The 15,389-nt window shown below is 56.5% G+C and carries 16 protein-coding genes; 6 read left to right on the forward strand and 10 right to left on the reverse strand.

Annotated elements, in window-relative coordinates:
* Positions 1 to 87: 87 nt before the first annotated feature.
* Both M8T91_RS17275 and M8T91_RS17280 read left to right on the forward strand, forming a co-directional pair.
* A complete protein-coding gene (locus tag M8T91_RS17275; protein WP_301415463.1) occupies positions 88 to 399 on the forward strand; it encodes a hypothetical protein in 312 nt (103 codons plus the stop codon).
* A gap of 75 nt (positions 400 to 474) precedes the next feature.
* Positions 475 to 816 (forward strand): hypothetical protein, encoded by a 342-nt coding sequence (locus tag M8T91_RS17280; protein WP_301415464.1) that lies wholly within the window; start codon positions 475 to 477, stop codon positions 814 to 816.
* Between the two features lie 816 nt (positions 817 to 1,632).
* On the opposite strand, the gene M8T91_RS17285 is transcribed toward M8T91_RS17280, so the two are convergent.
* Entirely contained in the window at positions 1,633 to 3,888 is a 2,256-nt protein-coding gene (locus M8T91_RS17285) for an autotransporter outer membrane beta-barrel domain-containing protein (protein ID WP_301415465.1), read from the reverse strand.
* 670 nt (positions 3,889 to 4,558) lie between these two features.
* Here M8T91_RS17285 and M8T91_RS17290 point away from each other — a divergent pair.
* Positions 4,559 to 5,221, forward strand: a complete 663-nt coding sequence (locus M8T91_RS17290) for a glutathione S-transferase family protein (RefSeq protein WP_301415466.1) — start codon at positions 4,559 to 4,561, stop codon at positions 5,219 to 5,221.
* 227 nt (positions 5,222 to 5,448) lie between these two features.
* On the opposite strand, the gene tatC is transcribed toward M8T91_RS17290, so the two are convergent.
* The 8 genes from tatC to ubiE form a co-directional block, all read right to left on the reverse strand.
* Entirely contained in the window at positions 5,449 to 6,204 is a 756-nt protein-coding gene (gene tatC / locus M8T91_RS17295) for a twin-arginine translocase subunit TatC (protein ID WP_301415467.1), read from the reverse strand.
* Positions 6,205 to 6,206: 2 nt separating this feature from the next.
* On the reverse strand, positions 6,207 to 6,773 hold the full coding sequence (tatB, locus tag M8T91_RS17300; protein ID WP_301415468.1) for a Sec-independent protein translocase protein TatB: 567 nt from the start codon (positions 6,771 to 6,773) through the stop codon (positions 6,207 to 6,209).
* A gap of 28 nt (positions 6,774 to 6,801) precedes the next feature.
* A complete protein-coding gene (gene tatA, locus M8T91_RS17305; RefSeq protein ID WP_301415469.1) occupies positions 6,802 to 7,083 on the reverse strand; it encodes a twin-arginine translocase TatA/TatE family subunit in 282 nt (93 codons plus the stop codon).
* 127 nt (positions 7,084 to 7,210) lie between these two features.
* The gene (locus M8T91_RS17310; protein WP_301415470.1) at positions 7,211 to 7,549 is read right to left on the reverse strand and encodes a phosphoribosyl-ATP diphosphatase; all 339 of its coding nucleotides are present in this window, start codon (positions 7,547 to 7,549) and stop codon (positions 7,211 to 7,213) included.
* 8 nt (positions 7,550 to 7,557) lie between these two features.
* Positions 7,558 to 7,959, reverse strand: coding sequence for a phosphoribosyl-AMP cyclohydrolase (gene hisI, locus M8T91_RS17315; protein ID WP_301415471.1), 402 nt, complete (start codon positions 7,957 to 7,959; stop codon positions 7,558 to 7,560).
* Between the two features lie 53 nt (positions 7,960 to 8,012).
* Positions 8,013 to 9,623 (reverse strand): ubiquinone biosynthesis regulatory protein kinase UbiB, encoded by a 1,611-nt coding sequence (gene ubiB / locus M8T91_RS17320; protein ID WP_301415472.1) that lies wholly within the window; start codon positions 9,621 to 9,623, stop codon positions 8,013 to 8,015.
* Positions 9,624 to 9,625: 2 nt separating this feature from the next.
* Positions 9,626 to 10,255 carry a ubiquinone biosynthesis accessory factor UbiJ gene (locus M8T91_RS17325; RefSeq protein WP_301415473.1) on the reverse strand — a complete coding sequence of 210 codons (630 nt, stop codon included), beginning with the start codon at positions 10,253 to 10,255 and terminating at the stop codon, positions 9,626 to 9,628.
* A 49-nt stretch (positions 10,256 to 10,304) separates the two neighbouring features.
* Positions 10,305 to 11,054, reverse strand: coding sequence for a bifunctional demethylmenaquinone methyltransferase/2-methoxy-6-polyprenyl-1,4-benzoquinol methylase UbiE (gene ubiE / locus M8T91_RS17330; protein ID WP_301415474.1), 750 nt, complete (start codon positions 11,052 to 11,054; stop codon positions 10,305 to 10,307).
* Here ubiE and M8T91_RS17335 point away from each other — a divergent pair.
* The 3 genes from M8T91_RS17335 to M8T91_RS17345 all read left to right on the forward strand — a co-directional run bounded on the left by M8T91_RS17335 (position 11,053) and on the right by M8T91_RS17345 (position 13,601).
* Positions 11,053 to 12,096: a CHAD domain-containing protein gene (locus M8T91_RS17335; protein ID WP_301415475.1), complete on the forward strand. Its 1,044-nt coding sequence runs from the start codon at positions 11,053 to 11,055 to the stop codon at positions 12,094 to 12,096. The two genes, ubiE and M8T91_RS17335, sit on opposite strands and share 2 nt — an antisense overlap.
* A gap of 159 nt (positions 12,097 to 12,255) precedes the next feature.
* Positions 12,256 to 12,717: an NfeD family protein gene (locus tag M8T91_RS17340; RefSeq protein ID WP_301415476.1), complete on the forward strand. Its 462-nt coding sequence runs from the start codon at positions 12,256 to 12,258 to the stop codon at positions 12,715 to 12,717.
* Between the two features lie 38 nt (positions 12,718 to 12,755).
* Positions 12,756 to 13,601 (forward strand): SPFH domain-containing protein, encoded by an 846-nt coding sequence (locus M8T91_RS17345; RefSeq protein ID WP_299939701.1) that lies wholly within the window; start codon positions 12,756 to 12,758, stop codon positions 13,599 to 13,601.
* Positions 13,602 to 13,817: 216 nt separating this feature from the next.
* On the opposite strand, the gene M8T91_RS17350 is transcribed toward M8T91_RS17345, so the two are convergent.
* Positions 13,818 to 15,386, reverse strand: coding sequence for an alkaline phosphatase (locus M8T91_RS17350; protein ID WP_301415477.1), 1,569 nt, complete (start codon positions 15,384 to 15,386; stop codon positions 13,818 to 13,820).
* Positions 15,387 to 15,389: the final 3 nt, after the last annotated feature.

The following is a 15,389-nucleotide window of genomic DNA, read 5'->3' on the forward strand; positions in this document are numbered from 1 at the left end:
CAATCAACTTCTCGCCTTCGGCGCCGGACAGCTTACACTACACTTCGCTTTGTTCAAGTTGCCGATTTTTTTAGGCGTCAAAAGTCTATGGAAAATCTGATCTGTCCAAGCTGCAAGGGTGTAGCCGTAACAAAGGTTAAAAAATTAAAGGTTGCCTTTCTGGGTGGCGCTTTGCGATGTAGATTATGCGGGGAACAAATAAAGGTTGGCGGAAGCTTACTTGCAACTATTGCCGGTGCTGGCGCAGGCAGTGCTGCTTTATACGTTGCTCTTTACTCGTTAAAGATTGGATCTTGGTTTCCAATAGTTAGTGTCTTCGTTGTGGGTTGGACCTTTGCAGGTTTGGCCATATACCTTTCTGGATTAAAACACGTTGGCACAAAAAGGTTTCGTTTTTAGACCGGAACCTTTAACAAGCGTAGGCACAGGATGCAGCAAAGCCTCGTCCATACTTTACACGTGATGAACCAAACCATGATTGGAACAATCAGTACATTTCTGGTATTTTTATCTTTTAAAAATCCAGGTGAAGAAGATATACCAGTATGGCAATATACGATTCCGGGTTCGTCATATATTCAAGGTCAATACAGTGAAGAAACTAATCCAATAATTGCGAGGGTATCTTTTAGTAAAGAGGGAGATGTACTGGCTATTGACTTCTTAAGAAAAAGCACTCTTCCTGAATTGAATGAAGAAGCCAAACAAAATATTCTGAATGAGTCTCCATTCCCAGAATTTAGCGATATGTCTGAAGAGGAAAAAAATCATCAGTTGGTAAAAATGATTTATGCAGTACCTTGCAAGAGCCCATAATAAAGGAATCTTGCAGTGCTTATTTAGCGGTATGGACAAATTGACGCGCTTTGCACCAAAAACAACTTGCCGAAAATTACGGTGTTGTGCAACTATATGAATTATCAAAATATACACAAGAAAGTAAAGTATGTTTGTCTGGCGTTGTTTCCGGTTGGTTTCATTTTCGGAGGGATCGCCGAAATTCCACATAATACAGAACGAGCAGCTAACTACTTTTTTTCGTTGGAGCGACATTCATGGTCTCATACTGCTTAAATGGTATTGAAAGAGGGGAAATTGAGCTGCTTTCTTATGCAGACAAACTCGATAAGAGGAGAGAACCTGTGCTCTTTTGGTTATTTGTTTCGAGTGTTTTGATCTGCTCAGTTATAGCGGCACCAGTTTTATTGTACAGAGTATTTGCATAACAAGCGACTGTGATCCAAAGTCAACCCAGAAAGATGTTTTGCCCCAAAACCATTTAAACAGTACACCACTCGCAATTGTTCTTAACCATGGTGTTCAGAATTGTCATAATTTTTTGTATACAAGCAGTCTAAGAACAACTTCAAGATTATCTAAAATCGGAGCACGGGCAATTACCCATTTAGCCAGAGGGCGATCTATTTTCTGACCTTCAAATAGACGATGAAGACTTTGAATATGGCCTAGTGCAGGAAATCTCGGAAAGTACTGGTCGCTCTCTGAACAATGCAGAAAACACTCCCTATTATGGGCAGGCAAACACTGTAAGGAACCTTGTTTATTTTTTTAATAAGCAGCCTGCAGAAAAAGCGCCCGTTGCAGATGCAACGGGCGCTTGTGCTTCGGTGGTTAGAAACGGTAGCTCACACTGATAGCGCCGGTTTCGGAAGTGGGGCGCGCAGTCAGGTTGGCGCTGACGTCAATGGCACTGGCCAACTGCCAGCGCAGGCCGACCTGGGCCCCGGCGCCGTCCTCGAACAGGCCGGTGTCGGTGCTGTCATAGCTGGGCATGGCGTTCATATTCCCCTCTATGGATTTCACTCCAACCTCCAGCGAGTCGGTTTCATTGCCGGTGGTGTCTTCATACCAGATCTGGCCGTAGGCACTGACCGAGTTCCAGTCCATGCTGGCAAAGGCGCCGACGCGCATGGTGGTATAGCGGCGCTCCTGGGCGCCAAAACTCATGCCGAAGGGGTCGCGCTCGACACCGCTGGCGTCAGTGTAGGTAAAGCCGCTTATGGCATCTTCGCTGTATGCATCCACCTTCACCCTGGTCTGGGTGGCGTTAGCGAAGGGGCCAAACTGCGCTGCACCGGTGGAGAGGTTCACCCCGCCAGTAAGGCTGAGGGACAGACTTTCACCGCCGGTGCTGGCATCGAGGCTCTGGTTGAAACTGCTGCCCAAACGCAGGTTGCGCGATATGCGGTCGTAATCCATATCGGTGAGGGTGGCGCTGGCGTCGATGAAAAATATGTCGTGGTGGAAGCGCCCGAACAGGCTGTAGTTGGTTGCGGTGGATTCCACGGCGGACAGGCTGTTGTCTGCCTCCATGTCGCTGCGACTCAGGGCAAAGCCCACTTCGGCATTGTCGCGCAGGGCGTAAGTGGCCCCGATCAGCCCCCCGCTGCCGTCGCCGCTGGCAGCCAGGCCCAGGCTGCCATCGTAATCGTTCTCGCCAAACACACCGCTCACAAATACTTCACTGTGTGCGTCGCGGTAGCGGCTGCCCAGCAGACGGGCGTCCAGGGTGTTGGTATGGGTGCGGGCGGCCTGCACATTCAAGTCGGGCAATTGGCCGGCAACCTGGGCGGCGTTCACCACTGCGGTATAGTAGTCGGCCAGTAAATTCTGACCCACCTGGGTTGGGTGTATTCCGTCATTGAAAAGTAATCTGGCGTCGTTCGGATCGCTGCCGCTGATACCGTACACCGGGTGTTCGATACAGTCGCCGCCGCTGCCGTCATAACAGAATCTGCTCTGGTCCAGGTCTGGCGACAAGCCAAATGCGGCGGCGTTGGCGAGCGATACCTGAAGCACGCCGAACTGGTCCACTATCAGTACGCCATCTATATCCCGGGCGGCGCTGACCAGCGTCTGGTTGAAGGCGTTGCTGGCGGCGCCAGCCCCAGCCAGGGTATTTTGGATGGCGCCGTCCAGTTGCGCCTGGGCCTCCTCCGCAGTAATCAACCCTGCGGCCACGGCATTTTGCAGTTGTGCCGCCTCGGCACTGCCGGCGACAGCAGCACTGACCGCTGCGAACAGCCCCGGAGTTTTGCTTACGTCGGGCACATTGGACACCAGGATATAGTTGGCACCGGCATCCGACAGGGCACCGGCGGCATCCGCCAGTATATTCGCGGCAGTGTTGATGTCGGCTGTGTATTGGCCGTCGTCGATGGTGTTGGAGAGGAGTGCGCCGAAACCGCCGATCAGGTCGTTGCCACCGCCATTGACCCAGTAGAGCGCCTTAGGGTCTGCACGGCCAAATGTGGTTTCCAGGTAACCGAGACCCAGGGGGTGGGGGTTGCCGGTGATGCCGGAGTCGGCCACGATGGCCGCCAGTGCCGCGTCATCGCCCTGAAGAAACAATCCCAGCTGTTCCAGGTCAGGGTAGAGCCCGGTGCTGGTTTCGCGCGTTGGGTCAGGCAGCAGTGCGCTGACAAAGTTGTGGGCGTCAACGTCGAGGGTCATACCGTTTTGGGACAGGTAGTTCAAGTAACCCCGGGTGCCGAGAATGTTCAACAGCACGTCGGCGGTGTGATGGCCACCGACGGCCCAGCCGCCGCCCACATTGGGCAGGGCGGCCTGGACTTGCGCCTGGGCGGAGGCGAGCAGCTCCGCTTCACTGAGGCTGGGGTCCACCTCCGGCAGGCAGAGATTGAGGTCGGCACAGGAGGGCGTGAGCGGTCCCAGGCCCAGTTGCTGGGACATAATGCTGATGGCAGCCTGTTTGTTGTCGCCACTGGTAAAGATACCGGCGTTGCCCACATCGGTGAGGCTATCGCCGAAGGCGACCACCTGGCTGAAAGGGGACTCCTGGGCATAGGCGGTGGATGCACATACGAGGGCGATTGCCGCCGCGAGGCTGCGCTTGGCATTGGACATAATTCTCTCCTGTCGCGTATTTCTAGCGACCCCGGCAATTTGGCAAATGGCTCCGGAGGAGGCCGAGTTGGACGGGGCACACTGTAATCGTGACAGAATGCTACCAACCTGAACTTCGATTTTCATCTTTTTCCCGCCGTAAAATCACTGCAGATTTCACTGGTGGTGATTTGACTTTCGATACCGGACTGCTCCTCCTGAGAGAGTGCGACCAAAAGTTAGGACTGGCTCGCCCTGTGGTCGACTTCTACTGGTGAGTTATCTACGCCACTGCCAACAGGATGCCGCTGAACACAAATGGGCTATCCTCGTTCTGCTGGTGAAAGCACTACATCAGGAATGGCCCAAAGTAGAGATTGCCTTGCGGGGAGACAACGGTTCCTGCCACCAGTGCCCGGCGCAAACAAATAACGGGGTAAGGGGAAATTGCATCCAGCCCAGCCTGAATCGAACAAAACCCGTTCATCCCGATACAAAATCCGGCGGAAAATCAGCATCGCCTCGCCCCTCAATTGAGAAGCATAAACTGCTATGGCGTTAAGCTGGCAGTGCAAAATCCGGCCCCCATACTGCACTTATCGTTTCGACCCTTAACAGTTTCCGGGCTTAAAAAAACAAGACAAGCCGGTTATAAAACGCAGAAAATAATTAGCTGTGCACGGAGGTTGGGTTGAATTCAGCACAGAACAAGCACTGTCAGCGCGCACGCAAAAAGCATATACTGAATCGCAAAATAAAATTCGAAAAAGTGATGAAACTTTACTACACTCCAAGATCCCATTTTTCCCGGAAAGTAAGGATATTAATCGACGCGTTTAATTTAGATGTCGATCTAGTCGATATCGGTAACGTAGCCGAGCAATTTATTGGCGTTTTTGGTCCTAATCCACTGATGAAAGTACCAACACTTATTGATAAAGGCGTTCCAGTCTTTGATTCAGATTATATTGCTCAGTACCTGGTACAACAATTTGACAGCAGCGACCGATTCCAAGTTTTAACCAATGATGCAAAGGTATTGAATGCGCGTGCGGTGATGAATGGCGTTATGTCTGCCGAAGTTGAGTTGATTCTTGCAGAACGAAGCGGGATAGCCACTGATGCCTATCCACGTTTTGATAAGATAAGAGGCTCTATAAGCAACGGCTTAGATTGGTTGGAGTCGCGTGCTGAGATGTTTCCCAATCAGCCTACATACTTGCGCTTTCATTTAAATTCCATGTGGGATCATTTAGCGCTGTATGGACTTGTCTCTCTCGACTACCCGAAGTTGTATGATAGCGTCGAACGGCTGAGAACCCTTACATATGTTGAGAAAAGCGCTCCTAGATGAAATGGCACCTAAAGAATAAGGAGCGGTTGCGCCTGCCGCAACCTATTTGGTTGTTGAACGAGCCCGGCCAGCTCTAGTGATATAAATACATCGGAAGGGAATGCATGTGGGAGGGTTGTCGTTAGTCTCGGTTCTTTTTTCCAGGTGGCAATGCCTTGCCCGATTGGCGATAAAAAATCGTTGCCACCTGCTAAAACAGTTCCCTGTGAATCGCCCCGCCGCCCGCATTATCCTCCTTCCGCCGGGGTTTTACCGGGGCTCGATTTTACCCAGCGCCCAAAAAGAATGCCCACCTCAAACAACAGCCACATAGGCAGGGCCAGCAGGGATTGGGAAATCACATCCGGTGGTGTCAGCAGCATACCGATCAGAAAACATCCCACAATTACATAGGGGCGTTTTTGCGCCAGCACCTTGGCGTCCACCGCACCACTCCAGATCAGCAGCACGGTTGCAATGGGAATTTCAAAGGCGAAACCGAAAGCAAAGAACAGCTTCAGCACCAGGTCGAGGTAACTGCGCATATCCGGCATGACCTTGATATCCGCAGGTGCCGCCCCCACAAAGAAATCAAATAAAATGGGGAATACCACAAAGTAGGCGAAGGCAATGCCCGCATAAAAAAGCACTACGCTGGTCATCAGGATCGGGATGGCTATCCGTTTTTCATTCTTGTACAGGCCGGGGGCGATAAAGGCCCAGGCCTGATACAGTACAAACGGGATGGCAATAAAGAAAGCCAGGATAAATGTGGTTTTAAACGGGGTCAAAAAAGTGGAAGTCACTTCTGTGGCTATCATTCCCGCATCGCCAAGCAACCTACCCTGCAATGGATTGGCAATATAATCGTAAATCTCCGCAGCAAAAGGCACCATGCCGGCGAATAAGATCACCACCACCAACAGGATGCGCAGCAGACGGTCTCGCAACTCAATCAGGTGGTCAATAAACGGCTGGTGACTGTCCGGTGGCTGATCGCTCATGGCTAGCTGTCTTTTTCCTGTTGCGATTCTTTTTCTGTATCCCGGGTGATATTGTTGGGGTGGTCCGGATTCATGTCCGGATCACCGAAATCGTGCCAGTGTTCCGGGTATTCCGGGTCCTGAAGTTCCTCTGCCGTTTCATCCTGCTCGGGCAGGTAGTCCTCTTTTTCCGCTCGCGGGTGGGTGGGAGTGGGCTCGGCTGGAACAGTGTTTTCGGCAGCTTCCGTCTGCGCCGGTTCCCCTTTGGGGAGCGGCGTCCCGGAGGCGGTTTCGCGGGCCTGCTGATTCAGGGAATCGGTGATTTCCTGGCTGGTTTGTGTGAAGGTCTGCTCCATTTCCCGGCGGCTCTCTTCGATTTCCCGCAGGATGCGCTCGTTGTGCAGTTCACGGCGGATATCATCGGCACCCACTTCCTTTTCCAGTTCCTCGCGGGCGCTGTGCAGGGTGCGCTTCAGTGCGGACCACCAGCGCGCAGTGGTGCGGATGGCGTCGGGCAGGCGCTCCGGTCCCACCACAAGCAGGGCCACAACGGCGACCACCAGTAGTTCAAAAAAGCCGATATCAAACACGAAGCACCACTCCCGTAATGGTTGCGGTTTACTTGTCCTGGGACTGCTTGTCTTTTTCCCTGGTCACATTGCCCTGGTCAGGCTTTGTCTCCGCATCCTGCTGCAGGCGCCCGGGATCTTTGTCCTTCTCGAGATCTTTATCCTTCTCGGCATCCTTGCTTTTGTCATCGTCCTTGATCGCCTTGCGGAAACCCTTGATGGCGCCACCCAGATCCCCTCCGAGATTTTTCAGGCGCTTGGTTCCAAACAGCAGCAGGACAATCACCAGAATAATCAACAACTGCCAGATGCTAATTCCACCGAATCCCATAATTGTCTCCATATCATTTACTTCAACAGCCAGGTCGGGCTCTGCGTGTCCCGGCTGCCAGGGGTTTAGCCGTAATGCCTCAGAAGCCCTTTATAACCCAGTATCACAGGGGGCTCCCAATCCGTATTCAGTCCTCATTGGACCGCGCTGCTTTTTCCTCCAGGCCGGAAAGACCGAAACGACGGCCCAGTTCACGCAGCACATCCTGTGAATTTGCGCCCAGATGAGACAGCATCACCAGGGAGTGAAACCAGAGATCCGCTGTTTCGGCAATCATATCCCGATTGTCACCGCTGGTCTGCGCATCCTTGGCCGCGAGAATGGCCTCTGTGGCTTCCTCTCCGACCTTTTCCAGAATCTTGTTCAGTCCCTTTTCATGCAGGCTGGCCACATAGGACTGTTGCGCGTCTCCTTCGCCTTTGCGATCTTCCAATACGGTGTCCAGTTGCCGCAGCAGGTCTCTCATGACGGGGCTCACTTGTAGATGGCTTCGGGGTCCTGGATCACCGGCAGGTTTACCTGCCACCCACCATCGCTAAAACGCTGGTAAAAGCAGCTGCTGCGCCCGGTGTGACAGGCAATGCCGCCTTGCTGTTCCACCAGCAGCAATACCGTGTCACCGTCACAGTCAAGGCGCATCTCGTGCACCCTCTGCTGGAAACCGGAAGACTCGCCCTTGCGCCACAGGCTTTTGCGCGAACGCGACCAGTAAACCGCATAACCCTCACTGGCGGTGAGTGCCAGGGATTCGCGATTCATCCACGCCAGCATCAACACCTGCCCAGTGTTAAAGTCCTGGGCAATGGCGGGCACCAGGCCGTCGCTGTTCCAGCAGACCTGGTCGAGAAAACCGCTCGTCGCTTTTGCCTGAGTCAATGTCTCCTCCTTCGGAGTTGCAAGTGTAGGCCGCTCCGCCGGCCTGGCCAGAGCTAGGGCCAGAGTAACAGCACCAGGGCAGCGAAACCCAGGGCCCAGCCCGAGGGCGGCAGCTGCTCCAGCCACTGCGGTTTGCTCAGGGCCACGGCACCGGCGGCGAGGAGCACGCCGCCCACGCGGCGCAGGTAGCGCCAGCGCCCCCGGCGCTGACCGCCCGCCAGCTTCTCGCCAATCGTTTCCAACTGAGGCGCCAGTTCCCGCGACTGCTCCAGGGCAGAGTACACAAGCTGCGGCATCTGCGGGAATTTCTCCAGCCACTCCGGGCCGTAGCGCTTTATTTCACCCAGGAGCGTTTTCGGGTGAATGCGCTCGCGCATCCAGCGCTCCAAAAATGGATGCGCAGTCTTCCACAGATCCAGCTGTGGATAAAGCTGCCGGCCCAAACCTTCGATATTCAGCAGGGTCTTCTGCAACAATACCAGTTGCGGTTGCACCGCCATATCGAAACGGCGCGCAGTCTGAAACAGGCTGATGAGCACCCGCGCAAAGGAGATCTCCCCCAGGGGTTTTTCGAAGATGGGCTCGCACACGGCCCGGATTGACGCCTCGAAGGTGTTCACCGGGGTGTCGGCCCGAACCCACCCGCTCTGCACATGCAGCTCCGCCACCATGCGGTAATCGCGGCGGAACATGGCGAGCAGGTTGCGCGCCAGATAATACTGATCCTCCCGCGACAGGCTGCCCACAATAGCGGTATCGACAGCGATATATTGCGGGCGTTGCGGGTGCTCGCGGGACACAAAGATATTGCCCGGGTGCATGTCCGCGTGGAAGAAATTGTATTCAAACACCTGCTTGAAGAAAATTTCCACTCCCCGCTCGGCGAGCAGCTGCATATTGGTATTCTGGGCACGCAACTGCGCCAGGTCGGTAACGGGGATACCCTCAATACGCTCCAGCACCAATACGTTGGTGCGGGTGTATTCCCAGTACACCTCGGGCACATACAGCAGTGGAGACGCGTTGAAGTTGCGCCGCAGCTGGGTACCGTTGGCGGCCTCGCGCACCAGATCCAGTTCACCCTCGATGGTATGCCGATAGTCCTCTACCACCTCCACCGGGCGCAGGCGGCGTCCGTCCGGCACAAAGCGCTCAATAGCGCGGGCGATCACCCCCAGCAGGCGCAGGTCCTCCTGAATCACTTCATGAATGCCGGGCCGCAATACCTTCACCACCACCGATTCACCGGAGTTGAGCACGGCGGCATGCACCTGGGCCACCGAGGCCGCGGCAAGCGGCGCGCGCTCAAAACTGGCGAAAACCGCATCGACACTCGCCCCCAGGGCTTCCTCGATCAGCGCGGTGCACCGATCACTGGGAAAGGGGGGCACCTTGTCCTGCAGGTCGCCGAGCTGTACCACGATATCCGCCGGCAGCAGGTCGGGACGGGTAGAGAGCAACTGGCCGAACTTGACGAAAATAGGACCCAGGGCTTCAAGGGCACAACGCAGGCTCTCGCCGCGCGCCGCCTTTGGCTGCGGCAACAGGGTGAGTGGCGCCAGCAATCCGCGCAGCCACAGTGGGCGGTGCTCCACCGGCAACAGCCGGTCGAGGCGGTAGCGCAGAAAAACCCGCGCAATAGTGAGGCTGCGAAGAAGGGGCAAAACTACTCTGCCTCCCTGCGCGCAAATTGCGCCTGCAGCAGATGCACACGCGCTTCGAGACGCTCTGTGGCCAGAGACAGTTCGGCGAGGTCTTCCACAAAGGCCTCAAACTGCGCCTGCGGTGGCGTCAGATGCCACTCTTCGCTAATAGTTTCCGCTGCCGCAGCCGGTGCGCGGTTGAGATTGGCACTCAGCCAACTGCTGGCACCGCGCAACACAGTGCCGATCGTGTGTGCGGGAATATCGCCAACCAGTTGCGCCAGCGGGGCCTCCCAGTCGATATCCAGATCGCGCATGATCCCCTGCAATTCCGCCAGCAGGGTACTCGAACCACTGATGGAAACACCCAGTGCCGCAGGGGTTGCATCCGGGTCTTTCAGCAGGCGCAGAAAGGCCACCGCCGAGCCGCGCACCCGGGTAGTGGCACGTTCCTCTTCTCGCTGGCGCAAACACACCCGGTCGCCCTCAATGCAAAGACAGCCCACCATCTGGGGGGCCGTCAGGTCGAACGCCAGGATTTTGCCATCCAGCCCCTGCAGGCGAGCTCGCGTGGCCGGATCGTATTGCAGGGCGGTGTTGATGGCGGTTTCCAGCGCGAGATCAAATCCCGCGCGAAAAGCTGGGTCGTTCATGACAGTTCTGCCTCGTGCCTGGAAAAACACGGGTATCCCTCGGCGCAGTTCAGGGCTTGATCCCCCGGTGCAGTGCCACGATACCACCGGTCATATTATGGAATTCACATTCGACAAAACCCGCCTCCACCATCATCTGCTTGAGGGTTTCCTGGTTCGGGTGCCGGCGAATACTTTCCGCCAGGTAGCGGTAGCTGTCCGCATCGTTGGCCACCAGTTTGCCCATCAACGGCAGCAGGCGGAAGGAGTACTGATCGTAGATCTTTTCCAGCAGCCGGGACTGCGGTTTGGAAAACTCCAGCACCAGCAGACGGCCACCGGCCTTCAGTACCCGCAACATGTCGCGCAGGGCCAGATCCTTGTCGGTGACATTGCGCAGGCCGAAAGCGATGGTGATGCAGTCGAAAGTATTGTCGGGAAAGGGCAGGTACTGGGCATCCGCCTGCACCGGCACCACATTGCCGGCGATACCGCAGTCGATCAGGCGATCGCGGCCCACCTCCAGCATTGATGCGTTGATATCCGCCAGCACCACCTGACCGCTGGCACCCACGATACGCGAGAAGCGCGCGGTGAGATCGCCGGTGCCCCCGGCGATATCCAGAATCTGCTGCCCCGGCCGCGCGCCGGACAACTCGATGGTAAACCGCTTCCAGAGGCGGTGGATGCCACCGGACATCAAATCGTTCATCACATCGTAGCGCGACGCCACCGAGTGGAACACTTCCGCCACACGACCGGCCTTTTCCTCCACCGGAACCTCTTGATAGCCGAAGTGGGTGGTCTTGCGATCCTTCATGTCCTGCCTGCCGAGTGAACCTTGGAAGCGCTATTGTACATTGGCCGGGCCCGCCGGGCACGACCGCCGGCTAAACTGTAAACCCGGCTATTCGGGCTGCCGAACCGATTGCACCTCGGCGCAACGTCAGGTTGCCGGCACAGCTCAGCGGTCACCCTGCAAGATCGGCAAACCGGCCCTCGAACCGATTGGCGCTCAGTGGGCAACAGCGGAAACCATGGTCTACCGACTCAACAGCAAGCAAACACTTGCAGCGGCCCTCGCAGCCACGGCACAGGCGGAGGTTGCCGACGCCATCTCGGCACTGAACACACTGCCCGAGCACGAGGCGGTGCACGAGGTGCGCAAGCACTGCAAGAAAATGCGCGCGCTGCTGCGCCTGATACGTGCAGACCACAAGGCGCTGTACCGGCGTGAGAATGCCCACTACCGCACCCTCGCCAACCAGTTGTCCGCCAATCGCGATCTGGTGTCGATCCATGATGCCTTTGCCGCGATTGCCAAGCCCGCCGATTTCCCCCGCACCCATGCTTTTATCACCGGGCGCAGCGGCCAGCTCGGCGACCGGGCAGCACTGGGGCAGGTTGGTGAGTTGCTGCTGCAGGGCGCCGGGCGTATCCTGTTCTGGCCCCTGGCACAATTGCGCTGGGAGCACAGCCAACGCGGGTTTCTGAACACCTATCGGCACGCCTGCAGCCTGAAAACGGTGGCGATTTCACGCAAATCCGCCGAGGCCCTGCACCAATACCGCAAGCGCACAAAAGACCACTGGTACCACTGCCGACTGCTGCAAGAGCGCTATCCACCACTGGCTGATCGCTGCACTCCGCTCGAAGCCCTTGCCCAGGCCCTGGGCGATTGGCGCGACCTGTACCTGCTGTGCACCCTGTTAAAGGCTGAAGAGGAGGCTCTATCGGGCGAGTTGATCCCGCTGCTGGAGACCGCCAGTCAGCGAAGGGCCGCACTCTTCCACCAGATCAAGCGCCTGAGTGCGGATCTGTTCCCGAGAGGAAAATTCGCGCTGTTCGGCGCGCACACATAGACGGCATTCGGGTGGGGCGATTTCCCGGCTGCCCACCGACCCTCTGGATGCAACGTTGTATGCCAACAACCCCGGCGGGATAGCCGCAGGTAATTTATCGACCATTGAGGACTTTTGGCATAACATTCAACAGAAATACATAACAAGGGGAAACTGGCCATGCTGGACTGGTTGAATACCCATATCGCTTACTGGCACTGGCTGGTGCTGGGCCTGCTGCTGGTGACGGCGGAAATCTTCGTTTCCGGATTCGTTCTGTTCTGGTTTGGGCTGGCCGCGCTTCTGGTAGGCACCTTGCTCCTGGTCGCCGACCTGTCCATCGCCCTGCAACTGCTGCTGTGGATCGGTGCCTCCATAACTGCACTGTTGCTGTGGCTGACGTTTATCAAACCCAAATGGCGCGATCGTACCTCCGCCGGTATGGCGGCTGAGGCACTGAACGGGCAAGTGGGGATGGTGATTGAATCCAACACGGGCAGAAACCGCGGCAAACTGAAATTCCCGGCACCCATTCTCGGTGAGGAGGAGTGGCTGTTTCTCTGCACTACAGATATGGCGGTGGGCGAGCGGGTTCAGGTCACGGACATTTCCGGTAACACGCTGATTGTTACAGCACTTTAATTCAAAAAATTACGCATTTATTCGGGGAGGAGAAACCGGTGGAAGGTTTGTATGTTGTTGTGGCGCTGGTGGTACTGGTGGTCATTACCATCGCCAAAGGGGTACGTATTGTGCCGCAGGGTTTCAAGCACATCGTCCAGAGACTGGGCAAATACCACAAGACACTGAAGCCGGGCATGAACGTGGTGATCCCCTACATTGACCAGATTCCCTACAAGGTCACTACCAAGGACATCGTGCTCGATATTCCGTCACAGGAAGTCATCACCCAGGACAATGCCACCATCATTGCCAATGCGGTTGCCTACATCAACATCATCGCACCGGAAAAAGCGGTTTACGGTGTGGAGGACTATACCATTGCGATTCAAAACCTGGTGCAGACGGCGCTGCGCTCTATTGTTGGTGAAATGTCTTTGGATGCGGCACTTTCGTCACGTGAGCTGATTAAAGCAAAACTCAAGGAAGGGATTTCCGACGATATCGCCGATTGGGGCATCAACCTGAAAACCGTGGAGATCCAGGACATCAACCCCTCGCCAACCATGCAAAAGGCCATGGAGGAACAGGCTGCGGCGGAGCGCCAACGCCGCGCAACCGTGACCCGGGCCGAGGGGGAGAAACAAGCGGCAATTCTGGAGGCGGACGGGCGCCTGGAAGCTTCCAGGCGCGATGCCAAGGCCCAGGTTGTGCTGGCTGATGCGAGCCGCGAGGCCATCGAACGGGTGACCCAGGCCATCGGCAACCAGGAAATGCCGGTGATGTATCTACTCGGTGAGCGCTATATCAGTGCGCTGTCCGAACTCTCCCAGTCCGACAACGCCAAGAATGTGATTTTGCCGGCAGACCTGCCGCAGGCAGTAAAGGGATTGTTAAATCGCTAACCCGGCCAACACCGGTGCCGGGGGTTGTCCCGCAGCGCCGGGTTGATCAACGTCACCCACGCCCTGCCAATCAGCCCGGCAATACTCCGTGAATCCGGCGGTATTAGAGCCGCCGCTCGGCCAGCGCGGACCCTGCATGGGCACCACGACACGCAGTCGCAACCGAATATTGCCAGGCGAATCAAACAGGTCCCGGAAGACCTGTTTGCCGGGCTGTTAATACTCCAGCAAGCCTCCAGCGCGGGCCATGACGTGGAACAGGTAATTCTGCTCATTGGTGCCGCTCACCAGGTGCGCGCCGGGGCCGCGCGCCCAGACTCCCACGTCTTCGCCCGCATGGGATTCACTGCCCGTGGGCACCAGGGCATCCTGGCGGTAATCCACGGCGGTGGTGTCGGTACTGGTGAGATCCCTGCGACCCCCGTGATCATCGGCACTGTGGCCCGGGCCATTGGCATACGTCAGCGTGGTATAGGGCAGGCCATCCGCTGCCAGGGCGTAGGCGGTTTCCGCTTCACCACTACTGTCATTCCCCACAACTTTGCCGAGAATCGGATTGCCGCGGGTCGGGTAACCCGCAATGGTCATCACGTGACTGTGATCTGCAGTCACAATAATCAGGGTGTCCTCTGCACTGGTGTTATCCATTGCATACTGGATCGCCTCGGCAAACGCCACGGCATCTGTAAGGGCGGTATAGGCATTGCCGGCGTGATGACCGTGGTCAATGCGACCGGACTCCACCATCAGAAAATAACCATCGGTATTTTTCTGTAACAACTTCAGGCCTGTGGCTGTCATCTCGGCAAGGGAGGGTTCACCGGCAGCGTCATTACCGCGATCGGCCTCATAGCGCATATGCGAGGGGTGAAACAGGCCCAGCAGTTTGTCCGTGGAGGCAATATCCACGGCCTCGAAACCCGCACTGTCCTCTACATAGATGGCATTGGTTACCCCATCGCCATAGCGCGCCTGCCATTCCCGGATCAGGTGGCGACCATCTGCACGGCGCCCTTTTTCGCCCTCCAGATCGGTCACTTCAGCGGGCAGAAAACTGCGACGCCCGCCCCCCATGGCCACATCGATTCCATCACCGGCCTCCAGTGCAACAAATTGCGCCGCAATGTCGCGACAGCCATTCGGAGCAGAGGCTTCCCACCCCCGCTCAGGTACCTTGGCATAAGTGGCCGCCGGTGTGGCATGGGTAATACGCGCGGTGCTGATAATGCCGGTGCTCTTATTCAGCGCCTCGGCCAGTTCAATGACGGTGGTCAGCGGGCGATCCAGGCTCGCGCTACAATCCCCGCGCGCCACATCCTCTGCCACACTCAATACGCCGGCCTTGGTCTTCACACCGGTGACCAATGCCGTCATAGTCCCGGCGGAATCGGGGGTCTGCTGGTTCGTATTGTAGGTTTTCACCAGCCCCGAGAAGGGCATCCTCTCAAAGCTGAGCTGGTACTCCTCGCCACTGAGACCCCGCTGTTGCCCGGCGAGAATTCGTGCAGCGGTGACCGTGGAAATGCCCATACCGTCGCCAACAAACAAAATGATATTTTTCGCAGCACCGGGGGTATTGTTGATGGCCTGTGCCCGGGCTGCTTCCACAGCCTGCTGGCCCTCCTTAAACCAGTGGCTGTCGCGCTGGACCTGTGGCAGGCCCAGTACCGACACCTGTGCTTCAGGCAGTTCTGCAGGGCCCTGGCTGCTGGCATCGTCATCACTGCAACCTACGCAAAGCAGGGCCACTGAAAAAGCCAAAACGGTCTTTTTGATTACTGTCATGGT

It is taken from the genome of Microbulbifer sp. MI-G (assembly GCF_030440425.1).
GTDB lineage: Bacteria > Pseudomonadota > Gammaproteobacteria > Pseudomonadales > Cellvibrionaceae > Microbulbifer > Microbulbifer spongiae.